This window comes from Pseudomonas edaphica (assembly GCF_965277385.1).
Classification (GTDB): Bacteria; Pseudomonadota; Gammaproteobacteria; order Pseudomonadales; family Pseudomonadaceae; genus Aquipseudomonas; species Aquipseudomonas edaphica.
Genome location: NZ_OZ255725.1, coordinates 992545 through 1009378, shown reverse-complemented (window position 1 = coordinate 1009378; position 16834 = coordinate 992545). Strand labels below are relative to the sequence as shown.

Sequence of the window (16834 nt, the reverse complement as noted above, 5' to 3'; positions counted from 1 at the left end):
CTGGCGCTGATACAAATAGGCCTGTCACCGCCCCTGCGTTAGACGTCACGCATCAGCAGGCCGAAGCGCAGGCCCATGTCGCTCGGCAGTGGCACATACACCGTGTGCCCATCCCCCGGCGCCACGTCTATGGCCTCGCCCTTGGCGTTGTGCAGGTTGGTCAGGTCAAAGTGAAAGTTGCCGGCCGGTGTCATCAATTCCAGATGATTACCCACGGCAAAGCGGTTTTTCACCTTGACCTCGGCCAGCTCGCCCCGGCGCTCGCCGGTCAATTCGCCGACAAACTGCTGGCGTTCCGACACCGAGCTGCCGTTCTGGTAGTTCTGGTATTCGTCGTGCACATGGCGACGCAGGAAACCTTCGGTGTAGCCGCGTTGGGCCAGGGACTCAAGATCAGTCATCAGGTTGCGGTCAAACGCACGGCCAGCCACCGCATCGTCAATGGCCTGGCGATACACCTGGGTGGTGCGCGCGCAATAGAAGTGGGACTTGGTGCGCCCTTCGATCTTCAGCGAATGCACGCCCATGTGCGCCAGGCGCTCCACGTGCTGCACGGCGCGCAGGTCCTTGGCGTTCATGATGTAGGTGCCGTGTTCGTCTTCGAAGGCGGGCATCTGCTCATCCGGGCGGTTGGCTTCCTGCAGCAGGAACACCTGATCGGTCGGCGCGCCGATACCCAAGGTCGGTTCACACTGCTGGACGATTTCGCCCGTGGCGTTCTCCACCGCCGGCGTGGCCTGGTATTTCCAGCGGCACGCGTTGGTGCAGGTGCCTTGGTTGGCATCGCGCTTGTTCATATAGCCGGACAACAAACAGCGCCCGGAATAGGCCATGCACAGGGCGCCGTGCACAAACACTTCCAGCTCCATGGCCGGCACTTGTTGGCGGATTTCGCCGATTTCTTCCAGTGACAATTCCCGCGACAGAATCACCCGGCAGATACCTTGCTGCTGCCAGAACTCGACGCTGGCCCAATTCACCGTATTGGCCTGTACCGACAAGTGAATCGGCACGCACGGGAAGTGACGGCGTACCAGCATGATCAAGCCTGGGTCGGACATGATCAACGCGTCCGGCCCCATGGCGATCACCGGGGCCAAATCCTTGAGGAAGGTCTTGAGCTTGGCGTTGTGCGGGGCAATGTTGACCACCACGTAGAAACGCTTGCCCAGTGCATGCGCCTCCTGGATGCCGAGTGCGAGGTTGGCGTGGTCGAACTCGTTATTGCGCACCCGCAGGCTGTAGCGCGGCTGGCCGGCGTAGACCGCATCGGCGCCGTAGGCGAAGGCATAGCGCATGTTTTTCAGGGTGCCGGCGGGGGCGAGTAGTTCGGGGGCAATCACGGGGGGCATGGGCTCGGGTCGCAAAAGGTCGCGAGCGTAAAGGAGCTGGCACACGCATTTATTGATCCAGGTCGGGCTTTTGCGGGTTTTGTATCGCTGTGTATCGGCGGGTGCCGTTCGACACAGGCGTGATACCTCAGAGGGTTTCAATAGGCACTCTGCGACTCGACAAGGTAATCACCATGCGACCTATCACATTCCTGTTTACCAGCCTGCTGCTGGCTTTCGCTCTGACCGCAAGCTGGATGGCCAGTGGCGAGAGCAAGCAACCTGCGGGTGCCACGCCGTCGCTGGCGGGAGCGGTCGAATGGCTCAACTCACCGCCTCTGAGCCTTGAAGCGCTCAAAGGCAAAGTAGTGCTGGTGGATTTCTGGACCTATGACTGCATCAACTGCCGGCGTGCGCTGCCCTACGTCAATACCTGGGCCAAACGCTACGAAAAAGACGGTTTGGTGGTGATTGGCGTACACACGCCCGAATACGCGTTTGAGCACATCCCGGCCAACGTCAAGGAACAGGTGCGCAAGCTGGGCATCGGTTATCCGGTGGCTATCGACAATAACTACGCGATCTGGCGCAGCTTCGATAACCAATATTGGCCGGCCCACTACCTGATCGATGCCAAGGGGCACGTGCGTTACAGCCACTTCGGTGAGGGACGCTACGAGGCTCAGGAACAGGTGATTGAAGTACTGTTGAATGAGGCCAGGGCGATTCAATGAGGCGGTCTACGCTTGAAGGGCACTCCCAGGTTCTGCCGCGGACTAAGCAACAGGGCCGCTGAAGGCCCTCTGCTTTTCTGACATGGACCGGACATGAACCAAACCAACCTTCAATTCAAAACCCTGCTGTTATTGCTGGCCCTGGTGACCATCGCCTTTATCTGGATATTGCTGCCGTTCTACGGCGCGGTGTTCTGGGCGGTCATCCTTGGCATCATCTTCGCCCCGATGCAGCGGCGCCTGCAGCAACGCTTCAGCTGGAACCGCAACCTGACGTCCCTGGCCACCCTTACGGTATGCCTGGTGATCGCAATTTTGCCGGTGATCATCACCAGCGTGCTGCTGGTGCAAGAGGGCGCCACCCTCTATAAAAATATCGAAAGCGGCAAATTGGACGTGGCGGGGTATATCGAACAGTTCAAGAACATCCTGCCACCGTACTTCCAGCACCTGCTCGACCGCTTCGGCATGGGTAACCTGGAGGGGCTGCGGGAAAAGATCGTCAAGAGCGCCATGCAAGGCAGCCAGTTCTTTGCCACCCAGGCGTTCAGCTTCGGCCAGGGCACGTTTGATTTCCTGGTGAGCTTTTTCATCATGCTGTACCTGCTGTTTTTCCTGCTGCGTGACGGCCCGGAACTGGTGCGCAAAGTACGTACGGCGGTGCCGTTGGCCGAGCCGCAAAAGCGTCGGTTGCAACTCAAGTTCAATCGGGTGGTACGTGCGACCGTCAAGGGCAACGTATTGGTCGCCGTGACCCAGGGTGCGCTGGGCGGTTTGATCTTCTGGTTTCTGGACATTCCCAGCGCGTTGCTCTGGGCGGTGTTGATGGCGTTTCTGTCGTTGCTGCCAGCCGTCGGCGCTGGGATCGTGTGGGGGCCGGTGGCCGCCTACTTCCTGTTGAGCGGTTCGATCTGGCAGGGCGTGGTACTGGGCTTGTTCGGCGTGTTCGTGATCGGGCTGGTGGACAATGTATTGCGCCCGATCCTGGTGGGCAAAGACACCAAGATGCCGGATTACCTGATCCTGATCTCGACCTTGGGCGGCCTGTCGGTGTTTGGCTTGAATGGCTTTGTGATCGGGCCGCTGGTGGCGGCGCTGTTTATGTCCAGTTGGGCGTTGTTTGTCGAAAGCAAGCCGCGGGTCAAACTGCCATTGCCCTAGTTCTCAGGCGTGAGGCTTCAGGCATGGAGCCTGAAGTTCGACACCTGTTGTTGCTGTTGTTGCGCAGCGGACAGCGAGGTGAGCGGGCCGCTGATGGTTTCGCCATCGCGTACCACATACCAGCAGGCCAGCAACCCGAGCTCCCGGAGTGGGGCGGGGACGGCACTGCCGACAACGGACATGATTTGAACAGTAGGCATAGGCACCTCCAAAGGTATGGGGGTCACCTTACGGGCTGATGGCGCGCAGGAAAAATCACCCTTCTCGATAGTCAACATTAACGCCAGGCGTCAATCCACTACTTGATCGAGCATGTTCACCACTTCCTGCTCGCTGAGCAGGCCTTTGCGCACCAGGTTTTCTGCCAGCAGCGCGAGAAATTTTGCGCTGCGGTGGCCCTCAAGGTGCTTGAGTTCGGTAAGTGCGCTGTAAACCTTGCTGGACGTGCACAGGCCAGCGGTGCGGTGCGGGTTTTGCGTGGGCATGGTCAGTCGTCCTTAATTGTTATTGGGTGGACCGCTCGATAGTGAGACCGTTGAGTGACGTAAACATGACAGCGCAGGCCCAGGTCAAGCAAGTGGACATTTGACCGTCATGATGTGGGATTGCGGCTCGGGCATTGTCCTCATAGCGACCTTGGCATGATAAAACCGGGCTTTTCAGGCAAAACCCAGGCAAAACGCAGGTAAAAAAAGACCCCGCGTGTGGGCGAGGCCTGTTCATTTCTAACCTGACTGCGTGTTACCAGCCGCGGCCATAATAACCGTGGGGAGGGCCATAGTAGCCGCGTGGTGGGCCGTAATAGACCGGCGCCGGGCGGTAGTAAACCCGCTGTTGCACATACACCGGCGGTGGCGGTGCGTAGTAGACCGGCGGCGGCGCGGCATACACCGGTTGCGGCTGGACATACACCGGTTGCTGCACGTAAACCGGCTGGGATTGGCTGGCAACTACGGAGCCAACAACGGCTGCGCCGATCAAACCACCCAATATGGCCGGGCCACCCCAACCACCACCGTGGGCGGAGGCTTGGCCTGCCATAGCGAGTGCGCCGATAAGCAAGGCGATTTTGGGGATTTTACGAATCATGGTCATTCCTCGGTTAGCCCCTGCGCTTGTGGTCTGCAATCAATAGACTCAAGGATTGTCGCGGGGATACTTTTAAGACAACGTATTTCTGAAAAACAGCACCGCCGCTAGGTAAAGGTTGTGTAAGGTCTGTACCGATTTGCTTACTCAAAGGAGTTTTCCATGCAGATGCACCCCAACAAGGACACCCAACTGTGCATGTCATTGTCGGCGCGTCCCGGGAATTTTGGCTTGCGATTTCACAACCATCTGTACGAACAGCTGGGGCTGAACTTCTACTATAAAGCCTTCAGCAGCCAGGATTTGCCCGGCGCGATCGGCGGCATTCGGGCGCTGGGCATCCGTGGTTGCGGGGTGTCCATGCCGTTCAAGGAAGCTGCCATTGCCCTGGTCGATGAGTTGGATGCCTCGGTCAAGGCCATTACTTCGCTCAACACCATCGTTAACACCGACGGCCATCTCAAGGCCTACAACACCGACTACATTGCCGTGGAACAATTGTTGAAAAAGCACGCGGTGCCCAAGGATTCGACCTTCGCGCTGCGTGGCAGCGGCGGCATGGGCAAGGCGGTAGCCAGTGCCCTGCGTGACGGCGGTTATGCCAACGGCGTGATTGTGGCACGCAACGAAGCGGCGGGCCGGGCGTTGGCGCAGAGCCTGGGGTATGAGTGGCAAGCAGAGCTGGGCGAGTTGCGCCCGCAGATGCTGGTCAACGTGACGCCGATCGGCATGACCGGCGGTGCAGAAGCGGACCAGTTGGCCTTTGCGGCCGATGCTGTGGACGCTGCAGACACTGTATTCGATGTGGTGGCGATCCCCGCCGAAACGCCGTTGATCGTGCGCGGGCGTGCCCAGGGCAAACGAGTGATTACCGGGTTGGAAGTGATCGCAATCCAGGCGTTGGAGCAGTTTGTGCTGTACACCGGTGTGCGGCCAACGGATGAACAGTTCCAGGCGGCAGTGGCTTTCGCCCGAAATTAAAGCACTGCGCAGATCCAAATGTGGGAGCGGGCTTGCCCGCGATGAGGGCGTGTCAGCCGCCTTATACGTCACTGACCCACCGCAATCGCGGGCAAGCCCGCTCCCACATTTTTAATCGGGTTAAGCCTGTTCCAACTGGGCCAGGCGCTCTTCCAACGCTGCGATCCTGGCTTCAAGCTCCTCAATACGCTCCACCGAAACTCCGCCGGCCGAACGCTCCACCGGGCTCCCGCGTGCCGCGATGATCGCCTCAATATCCGCCGGATCCCCCAACGCATGGGTATAACGATCTTCCCGTTGCCCTGCCTGGCGCGGCACCAATACTGCCAGCCCGCGCGCAATCAGGCGTTCAAGCTGGTGCACGACCTGTTCGGCATCTTCAAAGTCATGCATGCGCCCGCTGCGGGTCAGCAGTTCGTTGACGGTCTGCGGCCCGCGCAGAAACAGCAGCCCGATCAGGATTACCTGGGCCGGCACCAGCTCCAGTGCCTTGTCCACCCGATGCTCCCAGCGGTCGGCGCGGCTGCCCATCACCAGGCGGGTAAAGCCTTGGCCCTCGAGCACCCGCAGGCTCTGGCCGACCTGGCCCTGGCTCAAGTTGGTCACCGGTTCCCGGCTGGTCTTCTGGTTGCAGGCCAGCACCAGCGCATTGAGTGTGAGCGGGTAGGTTTCCGGGTTGGTCGCCTGTTTTTCGATCAGGCAGCCCAGGATGCGGATTTCCGTGCTGTTCAGGCGCGGCTCAGGGGTGTCGGTGTCGTGCTCGGCGGTCATCGCGCTTTCCCTATGCAGTGAAGCTCACTAGCCTAATCCTGAAAAAATAAAAGACAAGCCGCAGGCATGGCTATAATCGCCGCTGGTTCCAAACCCTGCCATCATCGTGAGACTGTCATGACTATTTCCCTGTACGCCGCCTCCATCCCGGTCTTCAAGCAAATGCTCAACGCGCTGAGCGACGTGCTGAACAAAGCCGAAGCCCACGCCACCGCCAAGAACATCGAACCCAATGCCTTGCTGCAAGCGCGTCTGTTCCCGGACATGTTCCAGCTGGTGCGCCAGGTGCAGATCGCCGTCGACTTCGCCAAGGGCGTTTCCGCGCGCCTGGCCGAGATCGAAGTGCCGAAGTACGAAGACAGCGAAGTGACCTTCGCCGATCTGCAAGCACTGATCGCCAAGGTGCTGGCATTTGTCGACACCATCAAGCCTGAGCAAATCGACGGCAAGGAAGGCATCGAGATCATCACCCGCCCAGGCACGCCGAAAGAGAAGCGCTTCAGCGGTCAGTCTTACCTGCTGACTTATGGCCTGCCGCAGTTCTTCTTCCACGTCACCACCGCTTACGCTTTGCTGCGTCACAACGGTGTGGAAGTGGGCAAACGCGATTACATGGGCGCTTTCTAAGCATCCAGATACAAAAAAGCCCGGGATCGTTGCTGTCGAACGCCCCGGGCTTTTTTACGCCTGGATAGTTAAGCCGTTTGCTCTTCCTTGCCCAGGCAGGCGGCTGCCGTGAACAGCACATCGGTGGACGAGTTGAGCGCGGTTTCCGCCGAGTCCTGCAGCACACCGATGATGAAACCTACGGCCACCACCTGCATGGCGATCTCGCTGGGAATGCCGAACAGGCTGCACGCCAGGGGAATCAGCAGCAACGAGCCACCGGCCACACCCGACGCGCCGCAGGCACATACCGCCGCGACCACGCTGAGGAGCACGGCGGTTGGCAGGTCCACGGCAATACCGAGCGTGTGCACGGCGGCCAGGGTCAACACGGTGATGGTAATCGCCGCGCCGGCCATATTGATGGTGGCGCCCAGCGGGATCGACACCGAGTAAGTGTCTTCATGCAGGCCCAGGCGTTTGCTCAGCGCCAGGTTCACCGGAATATTCGCCGCCGAACTGCGCGTGAAGAATGCGGTGATGCCGCTTTCGCGCAAGCACATCAGCACCAGCGGATAAGGGTTGCGGCGCAGTTTCCAGAACACGATGGCGGGGTTGATCACCAGCGCGACAAACAGCATGCAGCCGATCAGCACCACCAGCAGGTGGGCATAGCCGAGCAGGGCGCCGAAACCGGAGGTGGCCAGGGTCGAGGCCACCAGGCCGAAGATACCCAGCGGCGCAAAGCGGATGACGACGCGCACGATCAGGGTGACGCCATTGGACAGGTCATCGAGCACCGTGCGAGTGGTAACACCTGCATGGCGAATCGCGATGCCCATGCCGATGGCCCAGGCCAGGATGCCGATAAAGTTGGCATTCATCAGCGCGCTCACCGGGTTATCCACCACGCTCAGCAGCAGGCTTTGCAGCACTTCGCCGATGCCGCCGGGGGCGCTGACGGTGGCGTCGTGGGTAGCCAGCACCAAAGGCGACGGGAACAGCATGCTGGCAACCACTGCGACGACGGCAGCGGCAAAGGTGCCGAGCAGGTACAGGAACAGGATTGGCTTGATATGGGTTTCCTGGCCATGTTTATGGTTGGCGATAGACGCCATTACCAAGACAAACACCAGAATCGGCGCAACGGCCTTCAGCGCGGTGACAAACACCTTGCCGATAAAACCAGTGGCTCGCGCAGCCTCGGGCAACAGCAAGGCCAGTAAGATACCGGCCACCAGGCCGATGACAATTTGGGTGACCAGGCTGACGCGCATCAGTCGTTGCAGCAGGGAAGGGGCAGCAGTCATAAACAGTTGTCTCTAGTTTTTTTAGTAGGACGCAGCATTGCAGGCACATAGCGACGTAGGAAGCAGGCCCAAAGTCTAACATGCTGTAGGAAGCGTCCCGTTTCGGTGCGGCATTCCGTCACCCGCAACTGTAGGGTTTGGCCAGGCCAAGGCCTATTCTGTTAAGATTGCGGCCTCTCATCTTTCCTCTCCGTCAGCGAGCCCTTCGGGCTGTCGTTGATGTCGTCGTTTCTGGAGTTTTCATGTTGTTCCCTATCCTGCTGCTGTCGGCCGCCGGTTTTACCGTGCTGACCACAGAATTCATCATTGTCGGGCTGCTGCCGTCGATCGCCCGCGACCTGAACGTCAGCGTGTCCCAGGCCGGGCTGCTGGTGACGTTGTTCGCGTTTACCGTGGCGGCATTCGGGCCGTTCCTGACCGCGTACTTCGCGCGGTTCCAGCGCAAGCGCCTGTTTATCTGCATCCTGATCATGTTTGCGCTGGCTAATACCGTGGCGGCATTGGCGCCGAACATCTGGGTCATGGCCTTGGCGCGCTTGATTCCGGCGTTGGGTTTGCCAGTGTTTTGGGCCTTGGCGAGTGAAACGGCGGTGGACATCGTCGGGCCGGAGTTTGCCGGCCGGGCCATTGAAAAGATCGGTTTCGGGATTGTCTGCGCCACGGTGTTCGGCATTCCGGTTGGCACCTTGATCTCCGATATGTTCGGCTGGCGCACAGCGTTTGCGATTCTCGCCGTGGTGGCGTTGGCCAAGGCCTTGCTGCTGTTTATCTACCTGCCGGTGACCACACCGAAGAACGATCAGGTGAGCCTGCGCTCGCAGTTCAAGCTCCTGCGCAACCCGTTGATGCAGGGCCATATCCTGCTGTCGATCCTGGTCTTCAGCGGCATGTTTACCGCTTACACCTACCTGGCAGACATCCTTGAGCGCCTGGCCGGCTTCGACGGCACGCTGGTGGGCTGGTGCTTGATGGGTTTTGGCGCAGTGGGCCTGATCGGCAACGCCCTCGGCGGGCGTGCGGTGGATCGTCACCCGCTGATTGCGTCCATGGTGTTTTGCGGGTTCATGATCGCCGGCATGGTCGCGGTGGTCCCGGCGATTCACTCCACCCTCGGCCTGGCAGCGGCGATGGCGGTGTGGGGCGTGACCCAGGCGGCGATGTTTCTGGTCAGCCATGTGCGCTTGATGAAAGCCGCGCCCCACGCCCCGGCGTTTGCGGCGTCGCTGAATATCGCCGGCGCCAACTTGGGTATTGGCCTGGGGGCAATGGTGGGTGGGCATGTGATCGACACCCTGGGCCTTGCCAACCTGGGGTTTGCGGCGTCCGGATTTATCCTCGTATCGATCCTGCTGGCGCTGTGGTTGATGACCGCCGAGCAGCCGATGGCGTCCAGCGCCTGAGTCAGCCTGGCTGGGACGGGATCAGGCTTATGTGGGAGCCGGGCTTGCCCGCGATGCAGGCACCTCGGTGTATCAGTAAGACCGAGGTGATGCTATCGCAGGCAAGCCAGCTCCCACACCTTGCCGTCAGGGCAGGGCGGTAAACAGCTCGCGCCGCGCGCCTTCGGTAATCGCCACGATGCCAGGGTGCTTGATCTTGCGCTCCACCGAGATCGCGTAGAACGACTCGGTGACCGCATCGGTCTGGCCGATCAGCGCCACGCCATATTGGCGCACCACCTCATCGGCGATCACGCTGGGAGCGATAAAAATCCCGCTGCCGGATTGGCCAAATGCCTGCATCAACGCGCTGTCGTCGAACTCGCCGATGATCTTCGGCTGGATCTGCTGCTCGGCGAACCAGCGTTGCAAGCGGCTGCGTACTACCGTTTCTGCGCCCGGAATCAATAACGGCGCGCCCTGCAGGCAGTGTGGGAAATCGCCGCCATACTGGTCCGCCAATGCCTGGGTGGCGAAAAAGCTGATGCCGCACTCCCCCAGTTTCTGACTGTAGCCTTTGATGTCCAGATGCGTGGGCATAGGGCTGTCGGAGATCACCAGGTCCAGGCGCTGGATCGCCAGGTCGGCCAATAACCGTTCGAGTTTGTCTTCGCGGCAGGTGATGCGCATCGGCTCGCTCAACTCCATGGTCGGCGCGATCAGCCGATAAACGATGGATTTTGGCACCACATCCGCGACCCCGACCCGAAACAGGATCTGCTGTTCGTCGGGTGCTGCGCGCAACATGGCTTCCAGCTCGTTACCGGTCTGGAACATCTGCTCGGCATAGGGCAAGGCCCGTCGCCCGGCTTCGGTGAGTTCCAATTGGCGACCGACACGCTGAAACAGGGCGATACCAAAGGTCTGCTCCAGCAGGCTGATCTGGCCGCTGATGGTCTGCGGCGTGAGGTTCAGTTGCTCACAGGCGCGCACAATACTGCCGGTCTTGGCCACCACCCAGAAGTAATGCAATTGTCGATAATTGAGCATGGCGGTCTACACTTCGTAAAAACCGAAGTATACGTGAGAAAAATACGAATTTTACTGAACTGTTCAGCTGCATAGAATGCCTCGCTATCGAGGGGCCACTATTTGGACCCAATGGTTCTAACGAGGAATACATGATGAAACTCAATTCCCTGGGCGCGGCGTCCGTACTTGCGCTTTCATTGGTGATGATCAGCGGCTGTGATCAAGTCGAAAAGAGCGCGCAGCAGGTGCTGGGCAAAGCCACCGAATCGGCCAAACAAGCCATCGATGACACCCACAAGGCCGCCGAGCAGGCATTGAGTGAAGCGACCCAAGGTTTGATCAAACCTGAAAAAGACGCTGAGCAGGCCGAAAAAGAATCTGAAACCCAGCGTAAAGAAGCTTAATTTCCCAGCACAACGTCAGGACTGACCTATGGACTACCTTTTACAACTGGCCGCCAGCCCGACCGCCTGGGTTGCACTGGCCACCTTGATCGTCATGGAAATCGTGCTGGGCATCGACAACCTGATCTTCATCTCGATCCTCACCAACAAGCTGCCCGAAAAACACCGGGCCAAAGCGCGGCGTATCGGCATCAGCATGGCGTTGATCCTGCGTCTGGGCCTGTTGAGTACCATCGCGTTTATCGTGCAGCTGACCGCGCCGGTGTTTGAAATCTTCGGCCAGGCGTTTTCCTGGAAGGACATGATCCTGATCGCCGGCGGCCTGTTCCTGGTGTGGAAGGCCACCACCGAGATCCATCACAGCATGGACCCGGAGCCCGAGGAGAAAGCCAGCGTCAGCAACACCGTGGCCATCGGCTTTGCCGCCGCGATTGGGCAGATTCTGTTGCTCGACCTGGTGTTCTCCATTGACAGCATCATTACCGCCGTGGGCATGACCGAGCACCTGCCGATCATGATCATCGCCGTGGTGGTCTCGGTGATCGTGATGCTGGTGGCGGCCGAGCCGTTGGCCAAGTTCATCAACGACAACCCGACGGTGGTGATGCTGGCCCTGGGCTTCTTGATCATGATCGGCATGACGCTGATCGCCGAAGGTTTCGGCGCCCATGTGCCAAAAGGCTATGTGTATGCGGCCATGGCGTTCTCGGCGGTGATCGAATGCCTGAACATCGCCCGGCGTAACCGCCACAAGCGTTTGCTCGCTGCCCGCCAGTAAGCACTGAACCCAAAAAGCCGGCTGCGCTCACAAGAGCCCAGCCGGCTTTTTGCTGTCTGTTAGAATCGGCCCACTTGTTACCTTGAGGTCCACCATGAACGAGCCGATTCGCCTCACCCAATACAGCCACGGCGCGGGTTGCGGCTGCAAGATTTCGCCCCAGGTGCTGGAAGTGATCCTCGCCGGCAGCGGCGCACAGAACCTCGACCCCAACCTGTGGGTGGGCAACGCCTCGCGTGATGATGCGGCGGTGTACGCCATCGACGACGAACGCGGCGTGGTCTCCACCACCGACTTTTTCATGCCGATTGTCGATGATCCGTTCGACTTCGGCCGTATTGCTGCCACCAACGCGATCAGCGATATCTACGCCATGGGCGGCGACCCGCTGATGGCCATTGCGATTCTGGGCTGGCCAGTGAATGTGCTGGCGCCGGAAGTAGCCCGCGAAGTGATCCGTGGCGGCCGCTCGGTGTGCGACGCCGCCGGCATTCCACTGGCAGGCGGGCACTCCATCGACGCGCCGGAGCCGATCTTCGGCCTGGCCGTGACCGGCATCGTGCAAAAGCGCCATATGAAACGCAACGACACCGCCACCGCGGGTTGCAAGCTGTACCTGACCAAACCGCTGGGCATCGGCATCCTTACCACCGCCGAGAAGAAGGGCAAATTGCGCGAGGCGGACATCGGCCTGGCCCGTGACTGGATGTGCACGCTCAACAAGCCTGGCAGCCGTTTTGGCAAGTTGGCCGGCGTAACGGCCATGACCGATGTCACCGGTTTCGGCCTGTTGGGTCATCTGGTGGAAATGGCCGACGGCAGTGGTCTCACCGCCTGCATCGAATATGCCAAAGTCCCACGCCTGGCCGGGATCGAGGACTACTTGGACCAAGGCTGCATGCCCGGTGGCACCTTGCGTAATTTCGACAGCTATTCAAGCAAGCTGGGGCGTCTGCAGGAACTGCACAAGCGCGTGCTGTGCGACCCCCAGACCAGCGGCGGCCTGCTGATCGCCGTTACCCCGGAGGGCGACGCCGAGTTTCACTCTGTGGCCGCAGAACTGGGCCTGAGCCTTGAGCCAATCGGCGCACTGGTTGAGCGACAGACCCACGCGGTAGAGGTGTTTTGATGGCAACTGACATCACCAACTACCGCGACATCTTCCTCAACGACCGGCCGATGATGGATACCCGCGCGCCGATCGAGTTCACCAAGGGGGCGTTTCCCGGCGTGGTCAACCTGCCGCTGATGACCGACGACGAACGCCAGCGGGTCGGCACCTGCTACAAACAGCAGGGCCAGCAAGCGGCCATCGTGCTGGGGCATGAGTTGGTGTCCGGGGCAATCAAGGCCGAGCGCATCGAGCATTGGGCGCAATTCGCCCAGGCCAACCCCGACGGCTACCTGTACTGCTTTCGCGGCGGGCTGCGGTCGCAGATCGTGCAGCAATGGTTGAAGACCGAAGCGGGTATCGAGTATCCCCGCGTCGGCGGCGGTTACAAGGCCATGCGCACCTTTCTGCTGGAAACCCTGGAGCAAGCGACGGCCGAGTGTGATTTCGTCTTGCTCGGCGGCATGACCGGGACCGGCAAGACCGAGGTGTTGAGCCAGTTGCGCAATGCCTTGGACCTTGAAGGGCACGCCAACCATCGCGGCTCCAGCTTCGGCAAGCGCGCGACGGCGCAACCGTCCAACATCGACTTTGAGAACCGCCTGGCGGTGGACCTGCTGAAGAAACGCGCGGGCGGTATCGAACAGTTTGTGGTCGAGGACGAAAGCCGCATGATCGGCAGCTGTGCACTGCCGTTGCCGTTGCATAAGGGCATGCAGACCTTCCCGATGGTATGGCTGCAAGACAGTGTTGAAGGCCGCGTCGAACGGATTCTGCGCGATTACGTGGTTGATCTTTGCGCCGAATTTATCGCGGTGTTTGGCGAAGGCGGGCAGGCGTTGTTTGCCGAGCGCTTGACCCAGAGCCTGGCCAACATCCACAAGCGCCTGGGTGGCGAACGCTTCCAGCGCTTGCAGGCCATTTTGCAAGATGCCCTGGCAGAGCAGGCGCGCAGCGGTGCTGTGGATTTACACCGGGTGTGGATCGAAGGCCTGTTGCGCGAGTATTACGACCCGATGTATGCGTTCCAGCGTGAAAGCAAAGGTGCGCGAATCGAGTTTGCCGGGGAGCAGGGCGCGGTGGTGGAGTACTTGCGCGAGCGGGGTGCCAGGCGGGGGTGATGCGGTGGGTTTGAGGGCCTCATCGCAGGCAAGCCAGCTCCCACATTTGACTGCATTCACAGATCAACATGTGGGAGCTGGCTTGCCTGCGATTAGGCCCTAAGCCCCACAACAAAGCCTAAAGAATCACCGCCCCGATCAGCCCACACACCACCCCCACCAGCATGGTCAGCCCGGCCACCGTCACCAGCACCCGCGCGTCGAAGTCCTTGCGCAGCATCAACAGCGACGGCAGGCTCACGCTGGGCAAGGTCATCAGCAACGCCACGGCCGGGCCGGTGCCCATGCCCAATGTCATCATGGTTTGTACGATAGGAATCTCGGCTGCCGTAGGAATGACGAACAGCGTGCCGACGATGGCCAGCGGTATCAGCCACACCAGGCTATTGGCCATGGCCCCGTCGACATGGGGAAACAGCCACACCCGCGCGGCGCCCAGAATCAGCACGGCGAGGATATAGATCGGGATCGTGCTCCAGAACAACTGCCACAGAGTCCGCAGCCACCGGCTCAAAAATGGCTGCGACTCGGTCTGACTCGCGTCAGCCACTGCGTCCAGTGCCGCTTCCGGCACATGGTCGGGACGGGCAATGCGTTGTGCGACCAGCGACACGCCCACCACCAGCACAATCCCCGCCACCAGGCGTAACGCGGTAAAGCCCCAACCCAGCACAAAGCCCATGAACACTAAGGTTGCCGGGTTCAGCACCGGGTTGGCGATCCAGAAGGCCAGCGCCGCGCCCACCGACACCTGCTGACGGCGCATGCCCGCTGCCACCGGGGCCGCGCAGCAACTGCACATCATCCCCGGCAAGGCGAACAGCCCGCCACGCAGGGTCGAACCCAGCCCGGCGCGGCCAAACAGGCGCAATAGCCAGTCGCGGGGGATCAACACTTGCAGCAGTGACCCCAGAATCACCGCCAATACGGCAGCTTTCCAGATCGCCAGGAAATACACCTGGGCATAGGCCAATGCCGCGGCCAAAGGCGCGCTTTGCTGATCGTTGAGAATCGAGGCGCCGATGCTGTGGTTATCCGCAGCGACAAAGGCCTTGAGGTAGTAGGGCGACCACTTCACGTAATAGAGGCCGATGCAGGCCACCAATATGAACAGCGCTGGTTTCCACCAGAACGACCAGCCCCGGTTGGGCTGGGTGGAGATGAGGTTGGGCATGGTGCAGGTCCGCAGATGATTCAATAGCGGGGCATCATACGCGCCTACCACCGATCGTTCCCACGCTCCTGCGTGGGAATGCAGGCTGAGACGCTCTGCGTCGCGACGCTGGCCCCAGCACCTGAACCTCGCGCAGGGTGAAAGTTGAGCGTTACGGAGTGAATTCCTACGCGGGAGCGTGGGCTCTATCTGCAGGGCTTCAGATATCCGCGCTCACTTGGGTTGCATCCGGGCATGTCTGCTGGCCGTTATCCAGGCCTTGCTTGTAGTTGCGGCTCAGCAGCGAAGCCTTGCCGTTGTGCCAGGTCAGTGTCAGTACATAGAGCGTGTCGTAATCGCCGCCCGACCAATCGTCCGTGATGGTGTGTTTTTCACCCGAGGCTTCACTGGCCACCCGGTTGATCAGCTCCGGCAAATAACCGTGTGACCAGGCGGTGTAGATGATGGAATTGTGGTACTTGTCTTCCACCAGCTCATCGGCGAGGTCGTGGGTGTCATTGGCGGAGAACTTGATGTTCACCGGCAGGCCAAGCTTGATGGCGCTGGGGCTGATGGTCATCAGGGGCCGAATGTAGCTGTAGGAATTATCGTGCTCGCCTTCCTCGACATTGCGCGTTGGGTTGGGCGCAAACACGTAGTTGGCCTTGCCGAATTTTTCCGGCAGCACGGTGGCCAGGTTCATCGCGCGGTTCAAACCCTGGCAATTGAGCTGGCCGAGGCCGCCGACGGGTTTTTCGCCGTGGCGCAGGAACACCAGGGTTTGCACACCGTCCACCGGCGCGGCGCGGCTGATTCGCGACTCCAGGGTCAGGCCGATGGCGCCGCCCACCAGCAATAGCGGCAACATGATGTAGGCATAACGTTTAAGACGTTGCGCAAGGCACAGAGGCTTGATTGTCATTGTAGTTTCGAGTCTTCAGTGCAGCGATTAAGGCGAGCAAGCCTGGCCCCAGCGACGCATCCAGCGTGCTGCGGTTTAACCTGTGATTGTTACGGGGTGTCTTCCTTTCACCGTCATGGCGCAGTTAAGAGTATGAATCGGCTCTTTGGTTCGCCTGCGCGCACCATAGCGCGGTTATGTTGCGCAATGATGACCCATGCAGGACGGCGTGCAGGTGGCTATTATGGGGACTTTGAGCCTGGGGACTTCCCGATGAACGCACTTGCCGCTTTCCCGATCAACAGCAAATGGCCCGCCCAGCACCCGGAGCGCTTGCAGCTGTATTCGCTGCCCACGCCCAATGGGGTCAAAGTGTCGATCATGCTGGAGGAACTGGGCCTGCCTTATGAAGCACATAAGGTCAGTTTCGAGACCCAGGACCAGTTGTCGCCAGAGTTCATGTCCCTGAACCCCAACAATAAAATCCCGGCGATCATCGACCCCAATGGCCCGAGCGGTCAGCCGCTGGCGTTGTTCGAGTCCGGGGCGATCCTGATTTACCTGGCGGAAAAAACCAGCCAGTTGCTCTCCGAAGACCCGGCCACCCGTTACGAAACCCTGCAGTGGCTGATGTTCCAGATGGCCGGTATCGGCCCGATGTTTGGTCAGGTCGGGTTCTTCAACAAGTTTGCCGGCAAAGCATACGAAGACAAACGCCCACGTGATCGCTACGCCGCCGAATCTCGGCGTTTGCTCGGCGTGCTGGAAAAACACTTGCTGGGCCGCACCTGGATCATGGGTGATGAATACAGCATCGCCGACATTGCCACCTTCCCATGGATCCGCAACTTGATCGGTTTCTACGAGTCCGGCGACTTGGTTGGCATTGCTGATTTCCCTAATGTGTTGCGTGCACTGGACGGTTTTGTCGCCCGCCCGGCGGTGATTCGTGGCCTGAGTATTCCGAGCTAA

18 protein-coding genes and 1 pseudogene are annotated in these 16834 nt (G+C 60.1%); 10 read left to right on the top strand and 9 right to left on the bottom strand.

The features are described 5' to 3' along the window. Positions 1–38: 38 nt before the first annotated feature. Positions 39–1352, bottom strand: coding sequence for a tRNA 5-hydroxyuridine modification protein YegQ (gene yegQ, locus ACQY47_RS04170; protein ID WP_428555936.1), 1314 nt, complete (start codon positions 1350–1352; stop codon positions 39–41). Between the two features lie 266 nt (positions 1353–1618). On the opposite strand from yegQ, the pseudogene ACQY47_RS04165 reads away from it, so the two are divergent. Next, positions 1619–2065, top strand: a pseudogene (locus tag ACQY47_RS04165) (thioredoxin family protein); the annotation flags it as partial. 93 nt (positions 2066–2158) lie between these two features. Next, the gene (locus tag ACQY47_RS04160; RefSeq protein ID WP_017135286.1) at positions 2159–3226 is read left to right on the top strand and encodes an AI-2E family transporter; all 1068 of its coding nucleotides are present in this window, start codon (positions 2159–2161) and stop codon (positions 3224–3226) included. A 17-nt stretch (positions 3227–3243) separates the two neighbouring features. Here ACQY47_RS04160 and ACQY47_RS04155 read toward each other — a convergent pair whose 3' ends face one another. The 3 genes from ACQY47_RS04155 to ACQY47_RS04145 form a co-directional block, all read right to left on the bottom strand. Next, positions 3244–3426 (bottom strand): hypothetical protein, encoded by a 183-nt coding sequence (locus ACQY47_RS04155; RefSeq protein WP_017135285.1) that lies wholly within the window; start codon positions 3424–3426, stop codon positions 3244–3246. A 90-nt stretch (positions 3427–3516) separates the two neighbouring features. Further along, a complete protein-coding gene (locus ACQY47_RS04150; protein WP_010211349.1) occupies positions 3517–3711 on the bottom strand; it encodes a hypothetical protein in 195 nt (64 codons plus the stop codon). 256 nt (positions 3712–3967) lie between these two features. After that, positions 3968–4321, bottom strand: a complete 354-nt coding sequence (locus ACQY47_RS04145; protein ID WP_017135284.1) for a hypothetical protein — start codon at positions 4319–4321, stop codon at positions 3968–3970. Between the two features lie 156 nt (positions 4322–4477). Between ACQY47_RS04145 and ACQY47_RS04140 the strand changes: the two genes are divergently transcribed. Beyond that, positions 4478–5296: a shikimate 5-dehydrogenase gene (locus ACQY47_RS04140; RefSeq protein WP_138452640.1), complete on the top strand. Its 819-nt coding sequence runs from the start codon at positions 4478–4480 to the stop codon at positions 5294–5296. Positions 5297–5416: 120 nt separating this feature from the next. Here the strand turns inward: ACQY47_RS04140 and ACQY47_RS04135 are convergent, their stop codons facing one another. After that, entirely contained in the window at positions 5417–6067 is a 651-nt protein-coding gene (locus tag ACQY47_RS04135) for a YceH family protein (RefSeq protein WP_017134565.1), read from the bottom strand. A 117-nt stretch (positions 6068–6184) separates the two neighbouring features. Between ACQY47_RS04135 and ACQY47_RS04130 the strand changes: the two genes are divergently transcribed. Beyond that, the gene (locus tag ACQY47_RS04130; RefSeq protein WP_053255427.1) at positions 6185–6694 is read left to right on the top strand and encodes a DUF1993 domain-containing protein; all 510 of its coding nucleotides are present in this window, start codon (positions 6185–6187) and stop codon (positions 6692–6694) included. 68 nt (positions 6695–6762) lie between these two features. On the opposite strand, the gene sstT is transcribed toward ACQY47_RS04130, so the two are convergent. Beyond that, a complete protein-coding gene (sstT, locus tag ACQY47_RS04125) occupies positions 6763–7983 on the bottom strand; it encodes a serine/threonine transporter SstT (RefSeq protein WP_017134563.1) in 1221 nt (406 codons plus the stop codon). 242 nt (positions 7984–8225) lie between these two features. On the opposite strand from sstT, the gene ACQY47_RS04120 reads away from it, so the two are divergent. Next, positions 8226–9383, top strand: coding sequence for an MFS transporter (locus ACQY47_RS04120; RefSeq protein ID WP_099550058.1), 1158 nt, complete (start codon positions 8226–8228; stop codon positions 9381–9383). A 126-nt stretch (positions 9384–9509) separates the two neighbouring features. Here the strand turns inward: ACQY47_RS04120 and nhaR are convergent, their stop codons facing one another. Continuing rightward, entirely contained in the window at positions 9510–10412 is a 903-nt protein-coding gene (gene nhaR, locus ACQY47_RS04115; protein ID WP_017134561.1) for a transcriptional activator NhaR, read from the bottom strand. Positions 10413–10546: 134 nt separating this feature from the next. Here nhaR and ACQY47_RS04110 point away from each other — a divergent pair, with 134 nt between their 5' ends. From ACQY47_RS04110 to mnmH, 4 genes are all read left to right on the top strand, one after another. Continuing rightward, on the top strand, positions 10547–10798 hold the full coding sequence (locus ACQY47_RS04110; RefSeq protein ID WP_017134560.1) for a hypothetical protein: 252 nt from the start codon (positions 10547–10549) through the stop codon (positions 10796–10798). A gap of 28 nt (positions 10799–10826) precedes the next feature. Next, the gene (locus tag ACQY47_RS04105; protein WP_428555925.1) at positions 10827–11576 is read left to right on the top strand and encodes a TerC family protein; all 750 of its coding nucleotides are present in this window, start codon (positions 10827–10829) and stop codon (positions 11574–11576) included. 94 nt (positions 11577–11670) lie between these two features. Continuing rightward, a complete protein-coding gene (selD, locus tag ACQY47_RS04100; RefSeq protein WP_428555922.1) occupies positions 11671–12705 on the top strand; it encodes a selenide, water dikinase SelD in 1035 nt (344 codons plus the stop codon). Next, positions 12705–13808, top strand: coding sequence for a tRNA 2-selenouridine(34) synthase MnmH (gene mnmH, locus ACQY47_RS04095; RefSeq protein WP_236462337.1), 1104 nt, complete (start codon positions 12705–12707; stop codon positions 13806–13808). Before selD ends, mnmH begins: the two co-directional genes overlap by 1 nt. Positions 13809–13926: 118 nt before the next feature. On the opposite strand, the gene ACQY47_RS04090 is transcribed toward mnmH, so the two are convergent. Together ACQY47_RS04090 and ACQY47_RS04085 are read right to left on the bottom strand one after the other, a co-directional pair. Then, positions 13927–14982 carry a permease gene (locus ACQY47_RS04090; protein ID WP_428555919.1) on the bottom strand — a complete coding sequence of 352 codons (1056 nt, stop codon included), beginning with the start codon at positions 14980–14982 and terminating at the stop codon, positions 13927–13929. A gap of 199 nt (positions 14983–15181) precedes the next feature. Beyond that, on the bottom strand, positions 15182–15883 hold the full coding sequence (locus ACQY47_RS04085) for a histidine phosphatase family protein (protein ID WP_099550054.1): 702 nt from the start codon (positions 15881–15883) through the stop codon (positions 15182–15184). Positions 15884–16135: 252 nt separating this feature from the next. On the opposite strand from ACQY47_RS04085, the gene ACQY47_RS04080 reads away from it, so the two are divergent. Next, positions 16136–16834 (top strand): glutathione S-transferase N-terminal domain-containing protein, encoded by a 699-nt coding sequence (locus ACQY47_RS04080; protein WP_017137779.1) that lies wholly within the window; start codon positions 16136–16138, stop codon positions 16832–16834.

Coding starts and splice junctions, on each gene's coding strand:
- yegQ (WP_428555936.1), bottom strand. CDS start 1,352: ATGCCCCCCGTGATTGCCCCCGAACTACTCGCCCCCGCCGGCACCCTG.
- ACQY47_RS04160 (WP_017135286.1), top strand. CDS start 2,159: ATGAACCAAACCAACCTTCAATTCAAAACCCTGCTGTTATTGCTGGCC.
- ACQY47_RS04155 (WP_017135285.1), bottom strand. CDS start 3,426: ATGCCTACTGTTCAAATCATGTCCGTTGTCGGCAGTGCCGTCCCCGCC.
- ACQY47_RS04150 (WP_010211349.1), bottom strand. CDS start 3,711: ATGCCCACGCAAAACCCGCACCGCACCGCTGGCCTGTGCACGTCCAGC.
- ACQY47_RS04145 (WP_017135284.1), bottom strand. CDS start 4,321: ATGACCATGATTCGTAAAATCCCCAAAATCGCCTTGCTTATCGGCGCA.
- ACQY47_RS04140 (WP_138452640.1), top strand. CDS start 4,478: ATGCAGATGCACCCCAACAAGGACACCCAACTGTGCATGTCATTGTCG.
- ACQY47_RS04135 (WP_017134565.1), bottom strand. CDS start 6,067: ATGACCGCCGAGCACGACACCGACACCCCTGAGCCGCGCCTGAACAGC.
- ACQY47_RS04130 (WP_053255427.1), top strand. CDS start 6,185: ATGACTATTTCCCTGTACGCCGCCTCCATCCCGGTCTTCAAGCAAATG.
- sstT (WP_017134563.1), bottom strand. CDS start 7,983: ATGACTGCTGCCCCTTCCCTGCTGCAACGACTGATGCGCGTCAGCCTG.
- ACQY47_RS04120 (WP_099550058.1), top strand. CDS start 8,226: ATGTTGTTCCCTATCCTGCTGCTGTCGGCCGCCGGTTTTACCGTGCTG.
- nhaR (WP_017134561.1), bottom strand. CDS start 10,412: ATGCTCAATTATCGACAATTGCATTACTTCTGGGTGGTGGCCAAGACC.
- ACQY47_RS04110 (WP_017134560.1), top strand. CDS start 10,547: ATGAAACTCAATTCCCTGGGCGCGGCGTCCGTACTTGCGCTTTCATTG.
- ACQY47_RS04105 (WP_428555925.1), top strand. CDS start 10,827: ATGGACTACCTTTTACAACTGGCCGCCAGCCCGACCGCCTGGGTTGCA.
- selD (WP_428555922.1), top strand. CDS start 11,671: ATGAACGAGCCGATTCGCCTCACCCAATACAGCCACGGCGCGGGTTGC.
- mnmH (WP_236462337.1), top strand. CDS start 12,705: ATGGCAACTGACATCACCAACTACCGCGACATCTTCCTCAACGACCGG.
- ACQY47_RS04090 (WP_428555919.1), bottom strand. CDS start 14,982: ATGCCCAACCTCATCTCCACCCAGCCCAACCGGGGCTGGTCGTTCTGG.
- ACQY47_RS04085 (WP_099550054.1), bottom strand. CDS start 15,883: ATGACAATCAAGCCTCTGTGCCTTGCGCAACGTCTTAAACGTTATGCC.
- ACQY47_RS04080 (WP_017137779.1), top strand. CDS start 16,136: ATGAACGCACTTGCCGCTTTCCCGATCAACAGCAAATGGCCCGCCCAG.